This window comes from Candidatus Nanosynbacter sp. TM7-057, assembly GCF_022828295.1.
Lineage (GTDB): Bacteria > Patescibacteriota > Saccharimonadia > Saccharimonadales > Saccharimonadaceae > Nanosynbacter.
On record NZ_JAJQJT010000006.1, the window covers coordinates 1 to 2,660 of the forward strand.

The following is a 2,660-nucleotide window of genomic DNA, read 5'->3' on the forward strand; positions in this document are numbered from 1 at the left end:
CTGTTCAACGAACGGAAAATCCGGCTGTTCAACGAACGGAAAATCCGGCTGTTCATATAGATAACACTATAGATAACACTAAGAATAATATTAATAGTGAAGTTAGTAAAAAACTATTAGACCTACTAAACAAAAAAACCAAGCGTAATTTCAGAATACTTCCACGAGGCTACAAAGAAACCTTGAAGAAGTTCTCATTAGAAGAAATTGGTAAAGCGCTAGACATACTCGTTGAAGACGATTGGCACTCAAAGAAGATTAACGAATTAAAAAGCGACTATCTGCTCAGAGCCTCCACGATAGACAACATGCTCTCAAAACGAAAAAAGCAACATGAAGGCATGGCAGACCTAGACGAGTTAATGGGAGATGGTTCATGGATGGCTTAAAAATCGATTTAGAGGACGCCTCAGAGGATTTTGTGGCAGAAAGGATAAAATACCACAATGAAGAGATAAAGTCGCTCAGAAACGATTACATGACGTTACAGGACATATCTAGGACTAGTCAGCATGCCGACGAATACGAAGAGATATTCCAAACGATTGAAGACAAAGCAAATTGGCATAAATCAAAAATCAGGGAGATAATACGTGGACAATTTAACCTATCTTAAAGCTAAAATCGAATCACTAAAGAAGTCTGACCGATTAGACCTTTACGAATACGTGCTTGGAGCGTCTGCTAAAACTGCTAAATCCGCAGCTCAAGAGCTCGAATTCACGATGATGGCAGACTATCACGACGAAATCGAAGAGCGCATGAAAAACTGGGGTAAAATCATCGGATTAAGAACAGGGAACTGGGTGCTTGATCGCATGACAATGGGATTAGCACCAGGAGAGCTAACTGTTATCGGTGGAGCCACAAGTAATGGTAAAACAGCTCTAAGTATGAATATCGCGGCTAATGTCGCTAAGCAAAACAAATCTGTTTTATTCGTTACTTTGGAAATGACTCACGGTGAAGCTGGTGTTCGATTTAGAAAAATCCTTGGTGAAACAGAATACGAAAAGTGTGCGGCTGGAATATTCTTCCAAAAAAACGATGAATTAAGCTGGCACTCAATTGACGGATTGGTCCGAAAAGCCAAAGAAGAAGCCAATTGTGAACTGGTCGTGATTGATCATCTTCATTACTTTACGCGAGAAATCCAAAACGTCGCCGAAGAATTAGGAAATATAACAAAAGAACTAAAGAAGAACGCAATCAGGCATCAGATTCCTATCATTCTAATCAGTCATACACGAAAAGCACCAGACAGCCACACACGAAAGACTGGAATAAACGATTTGCGAGGTTCGAGCTATATTGCACAGGACGCGGATATCGTCTTAATGGTTGAACGAAATATGAAAGATTTTCCGAATGATATCATCGTTACTTTAGAGAAAAACCGTAACAGGTACGGTTGTAAAGTTGGTACATCTTACCACTTTGAATTTAGGGAGCTTAAGGTGATTGAACCAGCTAGAAATAGTAGGTTCGACACGTAGGACTTTGTGAATTTTACACTATGCAGACACGGCTAGACATGGCAAAATTAAATAAGAAATTAGCCATATCTACTGCCGAGTTGATGACCGTGTGGGTGGTCTGAAAGCAACACTAGTTGGGCACCTCAAAATCCTACATTTTAACTTAAATTGTGGGAGAATTATGGATAAAAGTACTACGTTGGAGCGTGCGTTGTTTTACTTTGTGAAACATAAAGAAGCACATGGTAAAGCTACCAATACGACAAAAGCAACTTACATTTGTATTCTTGAAGACTTTATCAAATCGATAAAAGCCGATACGGTTAGCGACTTAGATATTTTGATGATTGATAACTTTATCGACACCTTATCTTTGAAAAACTACAAGCCGAAAACTATCAAAAATAAAATTGTAGTCATTAGAAGTTTTATCAAATTTTTATATGCTAAAAACCTTATAGACATCAGACCTGAGGCAATTGAAATACCAAGAACCGTTGAAGTCGAGGCTAATTTTTTAGATGAAGAAGAACAATGTGCTCTGATAAAATCAGCTAGAAATCTAAGAGATAAAGCCTTGATTATGACTATACTAAGCAGTGGATTGCGGGCTTCTGAAATCTTAAATCTCAAGGAAGATGATTTGTACAGAAGATCCCTTATAGTTTCTAGGGGAAAAGGTGGAAAGCCAAGAGTAACTTTTATCGATCCTCTAACTGAAAAGTCTATTAGAGAATATCACCACAAAAGAGAAATAGACTCTGTTTTTGTTTTCACAAACTCTTTTGGAAAGCCTCTAAGCCGACAATATCTCTCAAGAATGATATCTGAAACCGCTCTAAGAGCTGGGATTAAAAAGAGAGTAAGCGCGCACACTTTAAGACATAGTTTTGCTACTAATATGTTACGAAAGGGAGCAAGAATTGAAGACGTTCAGCCTTTAATGGGGCATTCTAACATCTCGACTACTAGATTGTACATGCATTTTACTAATGAATATTTAAGAGAACGCTACGATATGTTCAATAAAGATATTGACAAAACGCTCGCGGTTTGCTAAGATAAGAGTATCAAAGTTGAAAGACTTTAGTATTTTTTACAATGATTGCTTTGTAGATAATAAAGGTTTCACCTTTACACGCCGCTTTAGCTCAGTTGGCTAGAGCAACGGTTTTGTAAACC

The 2,660-nt window shown here is 37.9% G+C and carries 3 protein-coding genes; all 3 read left to right on the forward strand.

What is annotated here, in order from left to right; genetic code table 11:
* On the forward strand, positions 1-389 hold a 389-nt coding region (locus LRM45_RS04165; protein WP_243826876.1), incomplete at its 5' end, for a hypothetical protein.
* A gap of 204 nt (positions 390-593) precedes the next feature.
* Positions 594-1,496, forward strand: a complete 903-nt coding sequence (locus tag LRM45_RS04170; protein WP_243826877.1) for a DnaB-like helicase C-terminal domain-containing protein — start codon at positions 594-596, stop codon at positions 1,494-1,496.
* Between the two features lie 163 nt (positions 1,497-1,659).
* Complete coding sequence (locus LRM45_RS04175; protein ID WP_243826878.1) at positions 1,660-2,538, forward strand: tyrosine-type recombinase/integrase; 879 nt, start codon at positions 1,660-1,662, stop codon at positions 2,536-2,538.
* Positions 2,539-2,660 lie beyond the last annotated feature (122 nt).

Bases quoted from the DNA above. Each gene is read 5' to 3' on its own strand.
- LRM45_RS04175 (WP_243826878.1), top strand. From the start codon at position 1,660: ATGGATAAAAGTACTACGTTGGAGCGTGCGTTGTTTTACTTTGTGAAA.